General features: G+C 46.0%; 16 protein-coding genes. All 16 read right to left on the reverse strand.

Features of this window, described 5'->3' with window-relative positions; translation table 11 throughout:
• Positions 1-6: 6 nt before the first annotated feature.
• Positions 7-1,029, reverse strand: coding sequence for a UDP-N-acetylglucosamine 4,6-dehydratase (inverting) (gene pseB, locus NC796_RS20425; RefSeq protein ID WP_310687282.1), 1,023 nt, complete (start codon positions 1,027-1,029; stop codon positions 7-9).
• Positions 1,019-2,137, reverse strand: a complete 1,119-nt coding sequence (locus NC796_RS20430) for a Wzz/FepE/Etk N-terminal domain-containing protein (RefSeq protein WP_310687284.1) — start codon at positions 2,135-2,137, stop codon at positions 1,019-1,021. Before NC796_RS20430 ends, pseB begins: the two co-directional genes overlap by 11 nt.
• Before the next feature lie 746 nt (positions 2,138-2,883).
• A complete protein-coding gene (locus tag NC796_RS20435) occupies positions 2,884-4,329 on the reverse strand; it encodes a capsule assembly Wzi family protein (protein ID WP_310687285.1) in 1,446 nt (481 codons plus the stop codon).
• 134 nt (positions 4,330-4,463) lie between these two features.
• Positions 4,464-5,603: a DegT/DnrJ/EryC1/StrS family aminotransferase gene (locus NC796_RS20440; RefSeq protein WP_310687287.1), complete on the reverse strand. Its 1,140-nt coding sequence runs from the start codon at positions 5,601-5,603 to the stop codon at positions 4,464-4,466.
• Between the two features lie 57 nt (positions 5,604-5,660).
• Positions 5,661-6,089 (reverse strand): four helix bundle protein, encoded by a 429-nt coding sequence (locus NC796_RS20445; protein ID WP_310687289.1) that lies wholly within the window; start codon positions 6,087-6,089, stop codon positions 5,661-5,663.
• Positions 6,090-6,189: 100 nt separating this feature from the next.
• Positions 6,190-6,771, reverse strand: coding sequence for an acyltransferase (locus NC796_RS20450; RefSeq protein ID WP_310687291.1), 582 nt, complete (start codon positions 6,769-6,771; stop codon positions 6,190-6,192).
• Positions 6,772-6,950: 179 nt separating this feature from the next.
• Positions 6,951-7,976, reverse strand: coding sequence for a Gfo/Idh/MocA family oxidoreductase (locus NC796_RS20455; RefSeq protein WP_310687293.1), 1,026 nt, complete (start codon positions 7,974-7,976; stop codon positions 6,951-6,953).
• Between the two features lie 149 nt (positions 7,977-8,125).
• Complete coding sequence (gene rfbA / locus NC796_RS20460; RefSeq protein WP_310687295.1) at positions 8,126-8,995, reverse strand: glucose-1-phosphate thymidylyltransferase RfbA; 870 nt, start codon at positions 8,993-8,995, stop codon at positions 8,126-8,128.
• A gap of 418 nt (positions 8,996-9,413) precedes the next feature.
• Entirely contained in the window at positions 9,414-10,694 is a 1,281-nt protein-coding gene (cysN, locus tag NC796_RS20465; RefSeq protein ID WP_310687296.1) for a sulfate adenylyltransferase subunit CysN, read from the reverse strand.
• Between the two features lie 67 nt (positions 10,695-10,761).
• Positions 10,762-11,121, reverse strand: a complete 360-nt coding sequence (locus NC796_RS20470; RefSeq protein WP_310687297.1) for a four helix bundle protein — start codon at positions 11,119-11,121, stop codon at positions 10,762-10,764.
• Between the two features lie 119 nt (positions 11,122-11,240).
• On the reverse strand, positions 11,241-12,146 hold the full coding sequence (cysD, locus tag NC796_RS20475) for a sulfate adenylyltransferase subunit CysD (protein ID WP_310687298.1): 906 nt from the start codon (positions 12,144-12,146) through the stop codon (positions 11,241-11,243).
• 94 nt (positions 12,147-12,240) lie between these two features.
• Positions 12,241-12,765 (reverse strand): adenylyl-sulfate kinase, encoded by a 525-nt coding sequence (gene cysC, locus NC796_RS20480; protein WP_310687300.1) that lies wholly within the window; start codon positions 12,763-12,765, stop codon positions 12,241-12,243.
• An 80-nt stretch (positions 12,766-12,845) separates the two neighbouring features.
• Positions 12,846-13,616 carry a 3'(2'),5'-bisphosphate nucleotidase CysQ gene (gene cysQ / locus NC796_RS20485; RefSeq protein WP_310687302.1) on the reverse strand — a complete coding sequence of 257 codons (771 nt, stop codon included), beginning with the start codon at positions 13,614-13,616 and terminating at the stop codon, positions 12,846-12,848.
• 92 nt (positions 13,617-13,708) lie between these two features.
• Positions 13,709-15,478 carry an SLC13 family permease gene (locus tag NC796_RS20490; RefSeq protein WP_310687304.1) on the reverse strand — a complete coding sequence of 590 codons (1,770 nt, stop codon included), beginning with the start codon at positions 15,476-15,478 and terminating at the stop codon, positions 13,709-13,711.
• An 83-nt stretch (positions 15,479-15,561) separates the two neighbouring features.
• Complete coding sequence (locus tag NC796_RS20495; RefSeq protein WP_310687305.1) at positions 15,562-17,613, reverse strand: helix-hairpin-helix domain-containing protein; 2,052 nt, start codon at positions 17,611-17,613, stop codon at positions 15,562-15,564.
• Positions 17,614-17,618: 5 nt separating this feature from the next.
• Positions 17,619-18,434, reverse strand: coding sequence for a hypothetical protein (locus NC796_RS20500; protein WP_310687306.1), 816 nt, complete (start codon positions 18,432-18,434; stop codon positions 17,619-17,621).
• Positions 18,435-18,849 lie beyond the last annotated feature (415 nt).

The following is an 18,849-nucleotide window of genomic DNA, read 5'->3' on the forward strand; positions in this document are numbered from 1 at the left end:
GTTCCACTATTTAGTTTGACCATTAACAGAAAAAGTAGAATCGACATATTTTTTAATTTTTTCCCGAAGTGATTCGACCGTTTCCCATTCATCATTTTCACCCGAATTATATGTAAAACCTGGTTCTACAAATTCAGCATCAAAGTGATCAATAAATTTTTCTTTATCCCAAACCGGTTTTGTAGGTAGAATCGCATAATATTTACCCAAATCTACTGTATTGAAAGAGTCAGGGGCTGTAATCATCTCTTCATGGATTTTTTCGCCTGGTCTAATACCTACTTCTTTATGCTCACAATTTGGACCGATAGCTTCAGCTAAATCGGTGATTTTATAAGATGGAATCTTTGGCACAAATAATTCCCCACCCCATCCATGTTCAAGAGCATACATGACTAAATCAACCCCATCTTGCAGAGAAATGTTAAAGCGCGTCATACGCTTGTCGGTAATTGGCAAAATTCCTTCTTCTCTTTTTTCTATAAAAAAGGGCATTACAGAGCCACGAGATCCCATTACGTTTCCGTAGCGAACGACATTGAAAGTTAAATCTCGCTTACCTTTCATATTATTTGCAGCAATAAATAATTTGTCAGAACAAAGTTTCGTTGCACCATATAAATTAATTGGTGCAGCTGCTTTGTCAGTAGAAAGTGCAACTACTTTTTTTACCCCACAATCCATAGCAGCGTTAATTACATTTTCCGCTCCCAATACATTCGTCTTTATTGCTTCCATGGGATTGTACTCTGCAGCTGGTACCTGTTTCAAAGCAGCGGCATGAATAATGGTATCAATGCCCTCACAGGCTCTTTTTAGACGCTTTTCATCGCGCACATCACCAATAAAATATCTAAGGCAAGGATAATCTTCCTTTGAAAATTTCTGTGACATACGGAACTGCTTCATCTCATCCCTGGAATAAATTACAAGACGTTTTACATCAGGATATCGATCTAAGATAGTTTCTACGAACTTGTTACCAAATGAACCTGTTCCGCCTGTAATTAATACTGAATTACCTATCATACTTTATTCTGTAAATTGATTTTATGACTATATATGTAACTGATGTTATAGAACCGATAAAAAATAAGCTTAATATTAAATACAAACGTTGTGGGCTACTCTTCTCTATCGGCACCTGTACCGGCTGCAAAATACTTACCACCGGCGTCTGCTCCTGAACCTTCAGCTTGGCCTGTTCCACTCGCTGGGCCAGGGAATTGTAGACGTTAAAAGCAATATCATACTCAGACTGCAGACGCTGCTCACGGGTTTGGGCTTGGGCTGTGGCCAAATTTACGTTACTGTCACGGAACTCTGCTAACTGAGTCTGTGCTTCCTCAAACCGCTGCCGAACCTCCTCAAGTTGCTGCCGTGCATGTTCCAGATCTTCCTGTGCTTTGCGAGTGCGGTAGTTGGTCATATACTCCTTGAGTAGGACGATGCTCGTCTTGCCCACCTGCGCTGCGGCATTGGGGTCGGGCATCTCCACATTCAGGTTGATGACGCCGGATTCCTCGTTCAGCGACACCGTCACCCGCTCCTGCATGTTTTCGATCACCTCCATCTGGTCTTTCGTCACCGACACTACAGAATCTGCAGCAAACCCCCTGGGCAAAGGTTGTTCGGGCGCTTCAGGTTTGAAAAGACCGATAACTTTTCCCGGCAGACCTATAGTATATTCCAACACATAAGAAAACACAGAAGGGGTATATACTTCATCAAAAAAAGCGTAGACAGTTGTTGTCGTATCAAACTCGGCGAAATGTACTTTCTTATTCAAAAGCTCCAATTGGAAGGGTAGGCTTTGCACAATCTGCGGGTACAAGGTGGGAGGAATCATCCCCTCTTGATCCAGGTTCAGGCTGCTCCCACTCATGCCCAGAAGTCCACCATATTGTTGCAGCAAACCGCTGGCTCCACTTTGTGTTGAGGGTGTCTCAGGTAACAGAGTGGCATCCGTCTGATATTCCTTTGGACTCAATAACGCAACCAGCAATCCAATAACAACAAAAACACCCGTTACCTTGGCTATAAACAGGCGTTTGCTCCAGATGTGCTGGGCCAATTCTACAAGATCGATTTCTCTTTCATCGTCCTCCCGTTCTTCCCATTCTTCTACGGGTACCAAGCGGTATTCTTGCAGGGGAAATTCCTCGGAGTTTTTCTTCCGCTTCTTCTCAGGATGAGATGAGTTGTCGTTATGTGATTTTTCGTCGCTCAGAGCGTTAAGAATTAGGAATTAAAAATGAAGAATTAAGAATTGAATTGAATCGCCTTCCAACTCAATTTTAATAGCCACCTATGATACGGATTTTTGTGTACGGAGGAAAGCAGGAAGATTTTATGATCATGTGACCTAGTTCTCGGGCCAAGCCAAAATAATTTCTTTAAAGGGGATTAGCTCAAAATCGATTAGGTGACTCTTATCCTTATTATGGTGTTCATTTTTTCAGCGATGAAATCCGCCAGTGGTCGGACTGAAGAACTAAACGAAAAAAATCGCCGGCTAATGATTCATTAACCTAGGCTGCATTTTGCTCCTGGCGGTTCATGAATCAAAGGCCGGAAGAATAGAATTATTGCTCGATATTAGAAGGTAAGGACTTAAACAACTCAACAGTTCAACGCTTCAACGTCTCAGCGATTAGCTTAGACCGGCAGGCTGCACCTTCCCATATTTACCCTTGTCTATGAAAGATCTCTCCCTCCGCAGGCTCCGGTCGAGATGACGGTTGATGGGTAGAGGCATAATATTTAGAGGACGGGCAGCAGACAAGAACCAAGCCCCGGCCAATCAGATCGTCATTTCGACCGTGAGGGAAAAATCTTTTTGGGCAAGACCTCGGATTTTACATTGGTCTCAAGAAGGGACTCCTATCGCCAGGTCACCCCCATCATTAGCCCCAGGTTATCACTATACAACTCACCGGTATCAACGGCTAAATTCACGTTTAGGTATAAACCGTCCACATTCTGGATATCGTATTCCAGGCTCAACAGCCAAGACAACTGATCCTTCTGGAACTGTTCCCTTGGAATAATATCCTCCCGGTCTTTGGGAATTGAATCTGAACTACGTTCCACCCAGTCATCCTGGACTCCGTAATTTCTTGACCATGTAAAAAGGCTGCGCCAGCTCAACAGGTCATCTCCAACATTTCCTTTCAACCCCAGATGGTGCCCAACCAGCACGTTGTTGCTAATCGTGTTCCCGTCAAAAATGATAAGTGGTATCCCCAGCGTACGGTTTTCGTAGGTCCACCCGCTGCTGTAGACAAAGTTGTCATAGTAATCGCGCCGTCCAATCAACTCCCAGGATTTTGCATCCTGGTTTTTAGTGTTGATATGTTCGTAGGTTACCGCGTTCAACCACCGGGTTTTGTCATCGAATGCCAGGTTCACGCCCCACACTCCGTCCCAGGGACTCCGAAACCGGGTGGAAACTTTATCCTCCAGGTAGAACAGCCGCGTCAGGTTGATGGTGTATTCATTGTGATCGTACTGGAGTCCAAATTCGTACGCCGCAACCGAATTTCCTATCACATTCGATTTCTCTCCTCCCGGGGCGTTGCTGCTGGCATCTGCACCCTGCCCGGTTACCAGGCGGATGTAGTCGTTAAAAGACTGTGGCAGGCGTCCCAGGTCGGGATCGGTACCGCCCCACTGGGCATTGTGAACGATGCCCCCCGTCCCGGAAAGCGGCCCAACGTTCACTCGCAGGTAGAAATATTTTTGGTGCAGATACGGGCTTTCCACGTGACGGTCTTTCTCAAGCCAGCCGTGAGTGAACATCCCCTTGTACTGCAGGTACCCATCGGTCAGTGGCACGTCTCGAAACTCGGGTACAGAAATTGAAATCTTGGGCACAGGCATGGCATTTCTACTTACCATCATGGAGCCGACTGACAGATCATGATTATTCAGTCCAATTGGCTGTGGAAAGCGACCAATATCTAGCTTCAGCCCAAGAGCGCGGCCCGTAAGGTACAGCTGTGGAAATAAAATAGTACTGTCTTCCGACCAGCGAAGAACGGCATTACCACCGGCATCAAGGCTAATTTTGCTATTCCCAATAATCGATTGTTGGAAACTAATTTCATTCAAAAAATTGGTACTTCCCGGGTCCACTGTACCATAAACCCCGGAGTAGAACCAAAACGGGAGTTCTCCCTCGGTTGCAGTATAAACGGAAGAACGCAGTTCTACATCCAAGCCATCCGGTTCGTTGTTATTTTGGGCATTAACGGTTTCTACAAGATAGAAAATAATCGTAATAAAGAAGAGTAATCGCATTTTATTGCTGCTTACAACCAGTGTCATGTCAACATTACTGTTTCGGGTTAGATGGAACACGGATTTTCACAGGTGATACTATACATCTGAGGATATCCTGTCGAATCGGTGTCATCTGCGTTCTGTCAGCGAAAATGTAGATTTCCAGTCTTGGCATATCACTAATTGTCAATATTTTTAGAATAAGATTCTGCTGCGAGTTCCTTGACTTCAGAAATAACCTCGTCTTGATGCTCCCTGGTCATCCCCGGCCAGATGGGCAGGCTCAACACTTCGGAAGCTGCTCGCTCGGAATTTGGCAACTCGTAGTTTAGATCAGAATATATCGGCAGCTGGTCCTGGGGGACGGGATAATAGACACCGGTGCTGATTCCTTTCTCTTTCAATTGTTCGCGGAACTGATCCCTGTTACCGTTTAGGATCCGAATAGTGTATTGATGATATATGTGGGAGACGGGTGACGGGTGACGGGTGACAGAGACGGGTATCCTGAGACCTGGAATACCATTAAGCGCCTCAAAATACCTATCGGCGATTTCTTTTCTCTGTTGGTTGGCTTCGTCCAGGTATTTGAGCTTGACCAAAAGCACTGCTCCCTGGATGGTGTCGAGGCGGGAGTTGTAGCCGAGCATTTCGTTATGATACTTCTTCTTGGAACCATGGGCGCGCAATTTCTTACAAAGTTCGGCTATTTCTTCATCACCAGTTGTAATAAGTCCCCCATCGCCGAAGCCGCCCAGATTTTTGGTTGGGAAGAAGGAGAAAGCGCCAACGTCCCCTATGGACCCGGTTTGCTGTCCGTTATACGTAGCGCCAAACGACTGGGCGCAATCCTCAATGACTTTTAGATCATACTTTTCAGCGATCTCTATTATTTCATCCATCTCTGCCGGCAGTCCAAACAGGTGGACGGGTAGGATCGCTTTCGTTTTTTCGGTTATTGCTTGTTGAAGGTTTGAAGGTTGAAGGTTGAAGGTTGTTGGATCTATATCAACAAAGACGGGTGTGGCACCTAAATTACTAATTGACTCGGCGGTGGCAAAGAAAGAGAAGGGCGTGGTTATCACTTCGTCGCCCGGCTTTACTCCCGCTGCACGGAGACCAATAACCAATGCATCGGTCCCGGAATTAACACCGATGGCATATTTTACTCCCAAATACTCGGCGGCTTTCTGTTCAAACTCTTCCACTTCCGGACCCAGGATAAACTGGCCGTGCTTCATCACCTTCTGGATGGCCTGGTTGTATTCTTGCCAATGTGCTTCGATATCGGGAGTAGAATCGAAAAGTGGAACGGGCATTTTTTGTTGAAGGTTGAAAGTTAAATGTTTGATGTTGGCAGGTTAAAAGTTGGAAGACTATTCGTCAGGTTGTAGATCGGTTTTATACGATGTTACTGCTTCAGAAACTCTGTCATTGGATTTATATTTTTCAAGGTATTTGGTAAATCGATATATCTTACGGGATATTTTTGTAGCAAGATTATAGCATTCATCAAATTGTTCATCAGTCATGTATTTGCAATCTAAAGCTACATATAACATCGATCTTGTTTCACCACATGAGGCTTTTGAACGACCTAGATAGTCAATAAAACGTTTCACCGTTCTGCTCTCAAAGCCTTCACTAATATTATTCATGACTGAAACTGTCGAACGGCGTACCTGGTCTTTTAGTCCAAAATCTTTGTCAAACTCTCCCTGTCTTGTAAGCTCATAAATTTTGTTGACCAAAATCCGGGATTCCTGCCAAATTTCCAGATCCTCAAACTTTTTAATAGTTGCCACAGCTTTATCGTTGAGTGTTGAAGGTTAGATGTTGAATGTTGAAGGTTGAAGGTTACATGTTGTGAGTTTTTAATAACCTTCAACCTGCAACCTTCAACTTTTAACTAATCAGTTCGACTTCCCCATCTTTTAGCCTATATTTTTCGCCCGACTTCGGACAGGTGGCCCGGTTTTTCTCATCAAACTCCAACCGATGTCCATGTCTGCTCATCCATCCGATTTGTCGGGCGGGGTTTCCAACCGCCAGGGCGTAATCAGGGACATCTTTTGTCACTACCGCCCCGGCTCCTATGAAGGCGTATGATCCGATCGTATTTCCACAGACTATCGTTACATTGGCACCAATGGTGGCTCCCTTTTTAACCCTGGTTTCAGTGTATTCACTACTGCGATCTACCCCACTGCGGGGATTAATGATGTTGGTAAAAACCATGGAGGGACCCAGGAACACTTCGTCTTCACAGATCACACCCTGGTAGACTGAGACGTTGTTTTGAATTTTAACGCGATCACCTATTTCAACATGATCCCCAACAAACACATTTTGTCCCAGGGTGCAATTGCTGCCAATCTGTGCCTTCCCCATTATATGACAAAAATGCCAGACCTTTGTTCCGCTCCCGATCGCAGCTCCCTCATCTACGTAGGAGGATTCATGGATATAAGCTTTTTTGTGAACCATTTTTAGAAGGTTGAAGGTTGCAAGTTACAGATTCATGGTAAACTTGGTCGGGAGTGCAACTCCCTCCCAACATATATTCTAAGGTCTAAGGTCAAAGGTCATAAAGTCCAAGGTCAGCTTATCTACAATTCAACGTTCAATCTTAGACCTTCGACATTCGACTTTCAGACTTTCGACCTTCACGTTCGCTGCTTGTAAATCCGTTCAATAATATCGACAACTTTCATCCCCTCTTCGGCCACAGTATTGATTTCACTGTTGCCGTTCAGGGTATCTACAACGTTTTCAATCACATAATGATGGTTGGCAGCACTACCTTTATATGGGCCGTAGTCATTTGGGGGATTAGTTGGAGGCAGTTCCGGCATCTCATAGTCCTTGATATGACAGTATTCGATCTCATCCATATATTGTCCGCCGATTTTCAGGGATCCTTTCTCCCCGATCACGGTCATGCTGCTCTCCATATTTTTATCCCAGCAGGAGGTCGAGTAATGGATCGTCCCCTCTCCCCCGCTCACAAACTCGAAGTTCACGATACCAGTATCCTCAAACTCAATCATATCCCGGTGATTAAAGTTCTGAAACCGGGCGGAGATATTTTTTACATCCCCGAAAACCCAGTGCATGATATCCACGAAATGGCTGAATTGCGTGAACAGCGTTCCTCCATCCTGCTCCAGGGTACCGTGCCAGTCTCCTTTTTTGTAGTAGCGTTCGTCACGATTCCAGAGGCAGTTGATCTCCACGAGGTAAATTTGTCCCAACAGCTCTTTTGAAACCACTTCTTTTAACCATTTGGAGGGGGGACTGTACCGGTTCTGTTTTACTACAAATACTTTCTTGCCGCTCTTTTCTGACGCTGCAATGATCGACTCACACTGTTTCTTGCTCAGGGCCATCGGCTTTTCGATAACTACATGGTACCCGTTTTCCAGGGCTTTTACCGCCAACGGGGCGTGCAAACCGTTGGGCACACAGATATTTACCACATCTGCCTGATTGTCATCTTCATCGATAAACTCTTCCAGGCTGGAATAGAACGGTGCTTCAACATTATGTTCTCCAACCTGTCTTTGTTGGAAGGGATCCGTATCAATTAGGGCTGCCAGCTCTGCTTCTTGGTACTCTTGGATAATCTTTGCGTGGCGCTTGCCGATACGGCCAAAACCACATACTGCAAATGCGATCGTTTTTTTACTCATTAAATCCAGACTCTCAGTGTTCCAAAATTCCTGATGTGGATATTAAAGCTATTAGAACTGAATCGAAAACGAATATTTAGGAATGGTCGAAGGTCAAAAGGTTGAAAGGTTGAAGGTGTTTAATTTTAACAACTTTCAACCTGCAACATTTAACTTTTTAGTTTGCTCAAAAGCCCTGCCAGGTAATCTCCATAGGAATTGGAATAGGATTCTGCCATCCGGCTTAGTTCTTTATCAGTAATCCAGCCTTTGCGCCATGCCACTTCTTCAAGACAAGCTATCTTTAAATCCTGACGACGCTCGATAATCTCTACAAACTGGGAGGCTTCGAGGAGGGATTCAGGGGTACCGGTGTCGAGCCATGCAAATCCGCGGCCCAGTAGCTCAACTTTGAGCTTGCCCTGTTTGAGATAGGCCCTGTTAACATCTGTTATCTCCAGCTCGCCGCGTTCTGAAGGAGTAATGGTTTTGGCAATATCGACCACGCTGTTATCATAAAAGTAGAGTCCGGTCACAGCGTAATCTGACTTTGGGTGCTCCGGCTTCTCCTCGATAGAGATGGCGTTCTTTTCCTCATCAAACTCGACAACTCCGAACCGATTGGCGTCCTTCACCTGGTATCCGAAAATCGTCGACTGCTCGCGTTTAACTGCTTTTTGCAGGGTCTCCGTAAAGCCCTGCCCATAAAAGATATTGTCTCCCAATATAAGCGCCACATCGTCATCTCCGATAAACTCTTCCCCGATCAAAAAAGCCTGGGCTAATCCCTCCGGTTTGGGCTGTACGGCGTAGCTTAGCTCAATTCCCCACTGGGATCCATCTCCCAGCAGGTTCTCAAATGCGGAGCGGTCTGTCGGGGTAGTGATGACCAGGATATCACGAATTCCGGCCAGCATCAGCACGGAAAGCGGGTAATAGATCATCGGTTTGTCGTAGACCGGCAACAGCTGCTTTGAAACACTTTTAGTAATAGGATGCAGCCTGGTACCACTACCACCGGCCAAGACAATACCTTTCATTCAATTATCAATTTTGAATTGTGAATCACTGTTGTCTGGCAAAAACTTTTAGAGATTGCCTTGCTTCTCTTTCCTACTGTTCATTTTTTCATTGAAGAAAAAACGAACCAAAAAATTCACCGGCTCAGCTAAACTTGACCTGAAGGGCTCCTCGTTCCGCTAAAAAAATCACAGATTTTTTCTTTACGCTTCACTCCGCTCCCTTCCGGGCGGTCAACTTTACCAAGGCCGGAAGCCGAAGGCTTGTTTTATTGTAGGAAGTCTGTTTATAAGGGATCATATTGTATTCCCAATGACTTGTAATGAACGTAAATGCCATTTTTGGGCAATATGATTCATTCCCCCGGGCACTACTGATTCTGAATGTTGAATTCATTATCGATACAAATTCAACATTCAACATTTAACATTCAAAACTTTATATGATCATCGCCGCGCCGACGGTTTCGTTCGTAAACTCGTCGATGATGATCAGGCTTCCCGTCGTACGGTTGCGTTTGTAGCTATCATAAAAGAGCGGCTGGGTCGTTCTGATATGAATCCGCCCAATATCATTGAGGCCGATCTCCTTGTCGCCTTCCACGCGGTGCAGTGTATTGATATTCACTTTGTACTTCACCTCTTTAATAATACAACGCGCGTTCTGGGTAGTATGCTTGATAGCATATTTTCCACCGGGCTCAAGAGGCTTTTTATTTAGCCAGCAGACCATCAGGTCAATATCCTGCCCAACCGTGGGCTGGTTATCCGGCTTGGCAATCATGTCACCGCGACTAATATCAATATCATCCTCTAGCGTCATCGTCACAGACATCGGCTGGAAGACTTCATCCTCTTCTTGTTCAAATGTTTCTACCGTATCTATCGTGGATGTAAACCCAGATGGAAGTGCAATAATTTCGTCACCGGGTTTAAAAACGCCGCCAGCTACACGTCCCGCATAACCTCGATAGTCAGGATATTCTTTCGATTGCGGGCGGGTAACCCACTGCACCGGGAAACGGCTGTCCACGTGGTTGTAATCGCTGTCGACCTGCACATTTTCCAACGTGTGCAACAGCGTGCTGCCGTTGTACCATGGCATTTTATCGCCCTTCTCCACTACGTTGTCACCATAAAGTGCACTTATAGGGATGTAGTGAATATCCGGGACATCCAGCTTGGAGGAGAATGTGCTAAATTCCTTTTTAATCTTGTTGAACTGTTTCTCGCTGTAATCGACAAGATCCATCTTATTTACACACAGAATAATGTGCTTTATCTGGAGCAGAGATGCGATAAAGGAGTGGCGGCAGGTCTGTTCGATGACGCCACTTCGAGCATCAACCAAAATCACGGCCAGATTCGCCGTAGAGGCGCCGGTCACCATGTTCCGGGTATACTGAACGTGGCCCGGGGTATCCGCAATAATGAACTTGCGATTCGGGGTGGAGAAGTAGCGATAAGCTACATCAATGGTAATGCCCTGCTCTCGCTCAGCGGAAAGTCCGTCCGTGAGCAGTGCCAGGTTGGTGTATTCATCTCCCTTTTTCCGACTGGATTCCTCAATAGCCTCCATCTGGTCGTCGAAAATCTGCTTGCTGTCGTACAGCAGCCGACCAATTAGCGTGCTTTTGCCGTCGTCAACGCTGCCCGCGGTCGTAAACCGCAGCAGATCCATATCCAAGTATTTCTGTGCTTCCGTCTTTTCGTTACTCATCAATCAAAGTGTAAATTTTTGAAATTTTTAACTTATTGACCGGAGACGGTTGACCGTCGACCGGTGATTAATTTATTGCTCTTTTAAAAGCTTGGAGCTTGTTAAAGAGCTCAGCTCCTATAACTTCAAAATTTTGTTTTACATTTTCGTGTTTTGCCAGATAGCCCCTTGCCTCCATCAATCGGATACAGGCAACGGTTTCAACATGAGATCGAATAGCATATGACAAAAATCTTGCTTGTTCATTATCGGATTGGCTTGTTGAACCTTCTGCAATATTTAATGCAATTGATGTACAAGCTCTTTTTAATTGTGACGCAAGGTTAAATTTTTCATGCTCTGGCAGGCTATCAGCTAGTTTATACGACAAGTCATTAAACTTCATCGCCAAATTCCAAACCTCCAACTTCTCGAACTTGTATTCCATAATATGGATACTATTTAATTAACGATCCACGGTCAACCGTCATCGGTCTCCCATATTCTTTGATAAGACCATTTAAAACCGGAATACTTACAAAATAAATTTCTTTTTTCCTGCTGCCTCTAGAAGTATCCTTCCTTCTTCCGCTCTTCCATCGCTGCTTCTGAACGCTTGTCATCGGCCCGGTTTCCGCGTTCGGTGATGCGGGCAGAGGCAACTTCTTCAATGATCTCAGCCATAGAGTGGGCATCGGAGAGAACGGCACCAGTACAGGTCATATCCCCAATTGTTCGGAAACGAACCTGCTTTTCTTCATATTTCTCTCCGTCCATCAGCGTTATATGCTCGCACTTCGCAAGATAAACCTCGTCACGTTCCACGACTTCCCGTTTGTGAGAACGATAGAGCGAGGGAATATCGATTTCTTCAGCAGCAATATACTGCCAGACATCCATCTCCGTCCAGTTACTGAGTGGGAAAATCCGGAAATGCTCGCCCATGCTTTTTCGTGCGTTGAACAGGTTCCAGAGCTCGGGCCGCTGATTTTTGGGATCCCATTGCCCAAATTCGTCACGATGGGAAAAGAATCGCTCTTTTGCCCGTGCTTTTTCTTCATCTCGCCGTGCTCCACCGAAAGCAGCATCAAAGCCGTGCTCCTCCAATGCATTCAGTAGTGTAGGAATTTGGAGCTTGTTCCGACTGGCGTTCGGTCCCTTTTCTTCTCGCACTTTGCCGGCATCAATCATATCCTGAACGTGGGCGACAATCAATTCTACACCCAGATCATCCATCAACTGATCGCGAAACTCAATGGTTTCCGGGAAATTATGCCCGGTATCGACATGAAGAAACGGGAACGGTATTTTTCCCGGCCAAAATGCTTTCTGTGCCAGCCGGGCCATCGTGATACTGTCCTTCCCGCCTGAGAACATTAGTACGGGATTCTCAAATTGTGCTGCAACTTCTCTAAATATGAATATCGATTCAGATTCGAGCTGCCTTATATGACTTAATTTATACGACTGCATGAGTATTGTTAATAAACCTGGTTAATTTGGTCTAAAGCTGCCAAAGTTAAAAATTAAAACTAAGAATGACTAACATATTGCTGATACGCTTTCTTTATCGAGACTCAAGGTAGTCTATCACCTGCTGAACGGCCTCATCCACTGTGATATCAGTAGTATCAATATTCAGCTCCGGGTTTTCAGGTTCCTCATAGGGATCACTGATCCCGGTAAAGTTATCGATCTCTCCAGCCCGGGCCTTTTCATACAGTCCCTTCACATCGCGCCGCTCACACTCCTCAAGGGGTGTAGAGATAAAAACCTCGGTGAAATCCTCACACATATTCCGGACGAAATCCCGCGCATCCTGGTATGGCGAAATGAAAGAGGCGACTACAAAAACGCCGTGCTTCTGCAAAAGACTGGCTACAAAACCGATTTTCTTCACGTGGCTGTCTCGCTCCTCCTTGGAGAACCCCGTAGTTGGAAACACTTCCCTAACGGCATCGCCGTCAAGATGTTCCACTTTCAGTCCACGTTCTTTCAGGATCGCATATACTTTCTCAGAAACGGTGCTTTTTCCCGAACCGGAAAGACCGGTAAACCAGAGAACCGTGGGTTTTAACTCGTTTTTTGACATCTGAAAACTAATTTAACTTGAAAATTATTTTTAAAACTCTGAACAGGAGCCATCCAATTCTGACATTTAGGATTCAGAATTTATAATCCGATGATGAAGCCTTCGTTCTTCAAATCAGGCTTGTTGTACTTTAACGGAGACGAATGCTGACCCTCTTTTGCGGAGTTGCGGTACACACAATCTCCGGCCGCCACATCCCACTCCATGGTCGGACCCATCCGTGGATATAGATCAGCTTTCCCCTCGGCCACCAGACAAAATTTTATTGAGCTTCCCGCCGGTATCGCTTCTTTGATCGTGATCCCCTGTTCTTTCAACTTATCTTGTAGGTCAGATGAACCATGAGACCGACTTTTAACAACTGTCAGGGGTATATTGGTATCTGCTTTGTCGGAATAGATGCGTACAGGTTCTGCATCTCCTTCTTGTTTAAATGATCCGTTCTCCTTGCTCCCATAATAGGTAATCTCTTTGGCAGGCACATATACGACGCCAAAAACCGGTTCGCCATCTTCAATTAGGGCGATATTGATGGTGAACTCCCCGTTCTTTTTAATAAACTCTTTGGTACCGTCCAGGGGATCAGCGATCCAAAATTTATTCCAGTTTTTTCGTTCCTCGTAACCTGGTAGTCCACCCTCTTCAGAAATAACCGGAGTATCGGGATCGATCTCCTTCAGCCCAGCAATGATAATCTCGTGTGCGGCCAGGTCTGCCTTAGTAAGCGGAGAATCATCGCTCTTGGTCTCTACTTCTATTTCCTGACTATAGTATTCAAGAGTTGCTCTGCCCGCTTTGCGTGCCGTCTCTATAACTTTTTCAAACATATTTTTGTAGCCGTGGGATTTCATTTTGTAGTATACAGATATCGCTAATCGATGTCTTTAAATAGGCGCAAAACTACGAAAAGATTTCTAAAATACCATTTCTCTCTCATCCCTTTTTACAGTGGCCAAATAATGGGTACCAGTATTATTGTTATGGTGGCAACTATCAGGTTAAGCGGTAACCCGATCTTTGTAAAGTCAGTAAATTTATATCCTCCCGGACCGTAGACCATCAAATTAGTCTGATATCCTATAGGAGTTGAGAAACTGGCTGATGCCGCCATAATAATCACCATCACAAACGGCATGTAACTCACACCGAAAGAGGCAGCCATGGAGATTGCAATCGGGAAGATGAGGACCGCCGCCGCGTTGTTTGTGACAAGCTCCGTCAGAATCCAGGTTGCCAGGTAGGTGGCAGCCAGCGCCAGGTGCGGATTGGCATCGGCATATTTCAAAAGACCGGAGGCCAGTACTTCTGCAGCACCGGTCACCTGTAGTGCATTACCCAGCCCCAAAGTGGCGGCAATCACCAATAGCACGGTCCAGTCTATGCTGTCTTTGGCCACCGTAGTTTTACAACACCCTGTCAATATCATGAGTCCAGCCGCCAAAAATGATGCCTGGAACATTGATAATACGCCCAGCGCCACACTTACGACCATTCCACCTAAAATTGACCAAGCGTATACAGAGTGCTCGTAGTTGGGTGGAGAAGAATCTGCAATTCCACTCACCAGGAAATAGTCGGTTGAGTTTTTGTATCGATCTACAAAAATGGGATGTGCTTCAAGCAGCAACGTATCTCCCGTTTTCAACCGAATATCCCCAACTTTTTCTTTGACTCTTTCCCCATTCCGGGAAACCGCCAACACAACGGCATCATACCTGTTGCGAAATCCACCCTCCTTAATCGTTTGCCCGTTTAGCGGGTGCGACTGTGAGACAACAGCTTCGATCAACAAACGCTCCCGTCGCGGGGCATCGAGCTTGAAAACCTGGTCGGTGGCGGGACTGATCCCTTTCACCTGCTGCAGGTCCACGATTGAGTTTACGATACCTGTAAATATTAGGCGATCTTTTTCATAAAGCCGTTCTTCCGGTTCCACTGCTGCCAAAATCTGGCCATTCCGATATATCTCAACCAGGTACAAGCTGGGCAGATGACGTAGGCCCGCTTCTTCAATCGTCTTGCCGGAAAGTTGACTGCCCTCGTCAACGATCATCTCAATGGTATATTCCCGCGGATCCTTGAATGTGTCAAACCCTGATCCACGAATCGGGAGCATTCGTTTAGCAAAAATGGCGAGATATAGGAAGCCAGCAATCGCGCAGGGTACCCCGATTAAACCGGGTTCAAAAATACCAAGCGCACTTGTGGAACTCTCTTTGATCAACAACCCATTGACAATCAGGTTTGTACTGGTTCCTATAAGCGTGCAGGTTCCGCCAAGTATGGCAGCATAACTTAGTGGAATAAGAATTTTTGAGGCTGGAATACGATTTTTACGCGACCAGTCTTCCATCGCCGGGATGAAAGATGCCACAACGGGTGTGTTGTTAAGGAAGGCGCTTACAACCATTACCGGGGCCATAATGCGTAACTGGGCCCGCCTAATACTTTTAGAATGGCCTATAATTTTATTGACAATTAAATGTATAGCACCAGTCTCCTTAAGTCCGGCAGCAACTACATAAAGCGCTGCAACTGTGAGCATTCCCTGGTTCGAAAACCCCACCAGGGCCTCTTCAGCAGTGACAGCATTCCCAATGATCAGGAGCGTTAATCCTCCGAGAAAAATAATTTCGGGAGATATCCTGGTCGATATCAGCAAAACCAGGCAGAGTACAACCACAAAAATTACGCTCCAACCAGCTAATGTCATACTTGGTGATCATTATTTTGTAAATCGAAATTTTTTACGTCGCTAAGTAATAAAATTTAAATGCCTAATCAAGAGGTATGGGTTTAAAAAACGAATCTAACTTGTAACCCCAAATCGCTGCGCTTGTTTCCTTCAATTTGACTTAATCCGCTGCCCAGTACCTGTCTGTTTTCAAAAATGGTAATGCCAAACTTTGCCCAGATCTCCATAAACTCCCAAGGCTCAAAATTAGCTAAAATATACAATCGCTGCCCCTGATCGTATAAAACAGAGTTGGAAAATACGTATAACAGATCGTTTTCAAATTGGTAGACCCTGCTGTCGTAGCTATCGGTATGAAATACGGTTATCCTCGTATCAAAAGTCCATTTGGAATTGGGCTCGTATCTGAGATCCTGGTAAAACAGGAAGCCCTGTTCGGCAGACGCCCCGGGTTGGGCGGAACGGACAATCTCACCACGGGTGCGCATCCGTATTTGTGGATTGACCCAGTACTGGAACTGGGCACGCAGGCTTGAACGCGCTGCCTTACCCAATTTGCGCTGCGTTCGACCGTAAGAATCTGTCACATCATATTCACTGTCCTCGATTTCACTTCGCGCCTGCAGGTAGAATTCCATTTTGCTGTCCAGGTCCACTTCAACTAGCCCCAGCCAGTCGTAGCCTTGTGTTGGCTGGTGGGTCCCGAACCGGGGAGCGGGGAAACGGTACTGATCAAAGTATGCACTCAGCAAAATCTTCGAATTCAATTCGTGGCGCAGTCCCATGTAAATTCCCTGCTCGTTTTGTGGCTCCCCTGAAGATTCCCCGAATCCCGATCCATAGACTGACTGAAAATCCTTCTGGTAGTTGCGGTAGGTGAGCACAAGTTCTGTATCATTACCGAGCGGACTTTCTACGCCTGCCACCAGGCCATAGCCTCCATTTTGAGTTCGGGCCACCTCTCCGTAAAGGAGCGTCGTCCCCACCAAAAAGTTGTAATCAATGCCCAGGGCCGAGGTGTTACTACCCCGAAAGTCATATTTTTGATAGAGGGCAGAGCCGGCATAAATATGCTGATCAAAGGATGTGTAGTAGCCGGACGCACCGATCAAACCAAATGGCAACCGAGCTCGTATTCGTCCTCCATACATGGCCTGATTGACATTGTCTTTCTTGGCGATCTCGTTGAGCGTGCGGTGCATACCACCATCACTAGGGAAGCGAGTTGTATCTTTATTAACCCTGGACGCCGAACGAGACTGGGCCGAGTAAAAACCAGTGAACTGAAATTTATCTCCAACTGTCGCAGCAACTCCCCTAAAATAATTGGCCTCCATCGCGGATGTATACGGCTTGATACCCCGCTCGTTCTTGGCACTGCTACCAATCACATCCCGGCCTTTTCCGAAAGCCCCGCCATTCCACATCACAAGTCCCTGCCCGAACGATAGATTATAATCCCCAACAATAAACTGTTGAAGCTTGCCATTATCGGTCAAAGCGAAGTGCCAGGAGTTATAGTCAAAACCTGTAGGACCTTCTAGCGGCTCTCCGGCATCTTTTTCCTGCGTAATATTTGCTGAGATGTGATTACTGCGATACCGCAGGCGCTGATAATATTTAAAAGGTCTACCCAGGAAACCACTCGAATCAGGGCGTGTGAACCCTTCTTCCTCTTGCAATGAACGCTGGTATCGCGTAAAGGCCTCGAACTCTCCGTCACTGGTCCAATATTTGGGATCTGTATACAGGTAACGCAACTCGGAACTACCGATCGTAACGTAGGGCCGAACCCGCTCCAGTGTTACACGACCGATGCCCGGGACTTCCTCCAACTCTGATATCGATTCAAACGGCTTAACATTCCTGCGATACCCAAGAATGGCACGGCCTGTTTTCAGGTTAATGCCCGGTACCTGCATCAGCTCATCAATCTGGGCGGCGTTGACATTGACCGGGTTGGCCGCCAAATCCTGCAAAAATTGAGTGAACTGCTCAGTATTGAAATCTGACTCCTCTGGATCAAAATTCTCGAGTGCCCGCTCCAGGTCATCGCTCACTTCCGAACGGGTGGTATCAGGCTGCTGGGCATGTGCAATACTTCCTGCCAGACTGCAGGTACAGAGCAATATAATGAGTAAACGGTTTGTCATAACGTCTACCACTTGATGCTCAGGTCCAACCCGGGACTGATGCCCAGGTCGGTATGATTTTGTGCTACCACGTTGATCTGCCAAATATCCGACTCATAACCGAATCCACCTGAAAAAGTGACTGGTTCTGTTGTTATTCCTGCCCGGGCCGTAAAACTTTCAAAGATATACACCTCTATTCCTCCTCGATACGAGATCGGGAATCGCACATCCTTGACGACATCAGAGCTCAACAGGGCTATGTCGGAAAGCTGATACGATAACCCAATAGCGAGTTCGCGCGGAAGCACCTCATCAGTATTCCCATAATTCGGCTGATTGATGTTGGTTGCACGAGCTCCAATCCATCCGCCCTTAAACAAGACGGCCGCAATGCCAACATCTAATCCAACGGCGCCGGCCGAGCCATACCCTCCACCTTGCGAAACATGGCTGTAATTCAACACCGCCCCATAGTGGAATAGTTGAAATGAGTTTTTATAGGCCACCCGAATCCGGCTACGGTTGAAGAGATCATAGCCATAGCGGTGTGCCCCGGCGCCCAGTGTGCCCCACCCCGTAGGATAGTTGACGGAAGCGGCCATGTCGGTTAGCTCAGCGAAGCCGTAATACCGTATTCCAAAGAATGAAACGGACTTATTCTTTGATGACATCAACGCAGGATTTGAAAATACAGCCCACTCTTCGTTGGGAAGTGCGGTGGAAGCTTGCCCCAGGCTTACCGCCCGGGCTCCGATCACATTCTGCGCGTCGAGCGGCTTCGTTTTTATTATTCCAATAATCACTAAAATCAATAAAGAAAAAGAGGCGACTCTCTCCATAATCTCTCCCAATTGATTTGTAATACCTGTTTAGCGATTAGATTTAATGGGCAAGATAGATACCCAAGCTGTGTCATCCCGGACCCCGTTCCGTGATCTCGCGGGGAACAGTAGCGTTGTTAAGGTCGGATTAATTCTTAGCGTTCACCTTGCGAGATCCTGATCCCGAAAACCTTCGGGACAGGATGACACAAAATATTTAAAACCGCTAAACATGTGTTTAGTGTTCTAGTTGTACCATTTTTTGCCAACGTTTGAAGTATTTAAACGTGGAAACTTCTATCTATCTTAATGTAAAACACTATTTTCTTCTGCACTCTAATCTGCGGTATCAGCGTAATCTGCGGGAATTATTTTTTCGCAGATAGCGCCGATGTCACAGGTTATTCTCTTGTACACCTTTAAGTTTATTTGT

This window comes from Aliifodinibius sp. S!AR15-10, from assembly GCF_031569985.1.
GTDB lineage: Bacteria > Bacteroidota > Rhodothermia > Balneolales > Balneolaceae > JAMQKA01.

Coding starts and splice junctions, on each gene's coding strand:
- pseB (WP_310687282.1), bottom strand. CDS start 1,029: ATGATAGGTAATTCAGTATTAATTACAGGCGGAACAGGTTCATTTGGT.
- NC796_RS20435 (WP_310687285.1), bottom strand. CDS start 4,329: ATGACACTGGTTGTAAGCAGCAATAAAATGCGATTACTCTTCTTTATT.
- NC796_RS20440 (WP_310687287.1), bottom strand. CDS start 5,603: ATGCCCGTTCCACTTTTCGATTCTACTCCCGATATCGAAGCACATTGG.
- NC796_RS20450 (WP_310687291.1), bottom strand. CDS start 6,771: ATGGTTCACAAAAAAGCTTATATCCATGAATCCTCCTACGTAGATGAG.
- NC796_RS20455 (WP_310687293.1), bottom strand. CDS start 7,976: ATGAGTAAAAAAACGATCGCATTTGCAGTATGTGGTTTTGGCCGTATC.
- rfbA (WP_310687295.1), bottom strand. CDS start 8,995: ATGAAAGGTATTGTCTTGGCCGGTGGTAGTGGTACCAGGCTGCATCCT.
- cysN (WP_310687296.1), bottom strand. CDS start 10,694: ATGAGTAACGAAAAGACGGAAGCACAGAAATACTTGGATATGGATCTG.
- NC796_RS20470 (WP_310687297.1), bottom strand. CDS start 11,121: ATGGAATACAAGTTCGAGAAGTTGGAGGTTTGGAATTTGGCGATGAAG.
- cysD (WP_310687298.1), bottom strand. CDS start 12,146: ATGCAGTCGTATAAATTAAGTCATATAAGGCAGCTCGAATCTGAATCG.
- cysC (WP_310687300.1), bottom strand. CDS start 12,765: ATGTCAAAAAACGAGTTAAAACCCACGGTTCTCTGGTTTACCGGTCTT.
- cysQ (WP_310687302.1), bottom strand. CDS start 13,616: ATGAAATCCCACGGCTACAAAAATATGTTTGAAAAAGTTATAGAGACG.
- NC796_RS20490 (WP_310687304.1), bottom strand. CDS start 15,478: ATGACATTAGCTGGTTGGAGCGTAATTTTTGTGGTTGTACTCTGCCTG.
- NC796_RS20495 (WP_310687305.1), bottom strand. CDS start 17,613: ATGACAAACCGTTTACTCATTATATTGCTCTGTACCTGCAGTCTGGCA.
- NC796_RS20500 (WP_310687306.1), bottom strand. CDS start 18,434: ATGGAGAGAGTCGCCTCTTTTTCTTTATTGATTTTAGTGATTATTGGA.